At 48.4% G+C, this 1,680-nt stretch carries 1 protein-coding gene and 1 pseudogene; one reads left to right on the top strand and one right to left on the bottom strand.

Annotated features, from left to right (window positions below):
* Nucleotides 1-987, top strand: a 987-nt coding sequence (locus R7Q47_RS23765) for a GMP reductase (protein ID WP_318089604.1), incomplete at its 5' end; no start/stop codon positions are given.
* A gap of 52 nt (nt 988-1,039) precedes the next feature.
* Here R7Q47_RS23765 and R7Q47_RS23760 read toward each other — a convergent pair.
* Nucleotides 1,040-1,680, bottom strand: a pseudogene (locus R7Q47_RS23760) (acetoacetate--CoA ligase); the annotation flags it as partial.

Genomic DNA, 1,680 nt, shown 5'->3' with positions numbered 1-1,680 from the left:
TCTACCCTGAAAAGCCGTTCTCAAGTAAATTTAACCCGCGATTTTACATTCAAGCATAGTGGTCGTCAATGGTCTGGTGTGCCTGTAATCGCAGCGAACATGGATTCAGTTGGTAGCTTTGAAATGGCTAAAGCACTGGCTGAGCATGGTGTAATGACAGCCGTTCACAAACACTACACAGTGAACGACTGGGCAGACTTCGTAAAATCTGCTGACAACGCAACGCTAAAAAACGTGATGGTGTCTACGGGAACTTCTGACGCAGATTTCCAAAAAACAAAAGACATTATGGCGCTTTCTGACGAGCTCATCTTTATTTGTGTTGATATCGCGAACGGCTACTCAGAGCATTTAGTTGAGTACGTAGAGCGTGTACGTGCAGAGTTTCCAGACAAAGTGATTTCTGCGGGTAACGTGGTTACTGGTGATATGTGTGAAGAGCTTATTCTTGCTGGCGCAGACATCGTAAAAGTGGGCATTGGCCCAGGTTCAGTATGTACTACTCGTGTCAAAACGGGTGTGGGTTATCCTCAGCTTTCTGCAATCATTGAGTGTGGTGATGCGGCGCACGGCCTTGGTGGTATGATCATCGGTGACGGCGGTTGTTCATGCGCGGGTGACGTATCAAAAGCGTTTGGCGGCGGTGCAGACTTCGTGATGCTTGGCGGTATGTTAGCGGGTCACGAAGAGTCAGGCGGCGAGATCATCGAGAAAGATGGTGAGACTTTCATGAAGTTCTACGGCATGTCTTCTCAGTCGGCAATGGACAAGCACTCTGGTGGTGTGGCTAAGTACCGTGCCGCTGAAGGTAAAACCGTACTATTGCCATTCCGTGGCAGTGTTCACGGTACGATCTCAGATATCCTTGGTGGTGTGCGTTCAACCTGTACCTACGTAGGCGCAGCGAAGCTTAAAGAACTAACGAAGCGTACGACTTTCATCCGCGTACAAGAGCAAGAGAACAACGTATTCGGTAAAGAGAAGTAATTTAAAACTTCGAATAAATTGAAATCGTAAGAGCCGCAATAGCGGCTCTTTTTTATAGCGCATTGGTCAGTGCGGGCTGCGTTTCAACGGCAATCGCCGCTATCTCTTCCAAAACTTCCGGATTCGCAATTGCGCCGATATTTTTAACTGTCTGACCATTCACGACCTGCTTTACTGCCAGTTCAACCGTTTTGCCGGAACGCGTTCGTGGAATATCACTGAGTGCGAAGATCTTGCGCGGGACATGTCGCGGTGAGCAGTTCGTTTTCAACGTTTTGCGGATCAAGTCAGTCAGTTGTGGCGTTAACTCAACACTTTGGCTTAATTTGACGAATAACCAGATCTCTTCAGATTGTTGGCTCAACTTACCGACGGCAATCGAATCTTCGATACCCGATAGCGCGTTCACTTGTTGATAGATTTCTGCTGTGCCAATACGTACTCCGCCGGGATTGAGCGTTGCGTCACTTCGGCCGTAGAAGATAAAGCCGCCGTTTGCGGTTTGCATGACGTCATCACCGTGGTGCCAAGTATCCGCAAATTTGCTCCAGTAAGCATCGTGATAACGTTCGCCATTGTCATGCCAAAAGCCGATAGGGAAGTTTGGCAGCGAGTTGTTACATGTTAGTTCTCCGCGTTGTGAAACTACTTCGCTCCCTGCGTCATCAAGCACTTTTACCTTGTTGCCGAGCC

This window comes from Vibrio sp. Vb0349 (assembly GCF_033338975.1).
The sequence above is the reverse complement of the archived record's forward strand: the minus strand, read 5'-3'. Positions and strand labels throughout refer to the sequence as shown.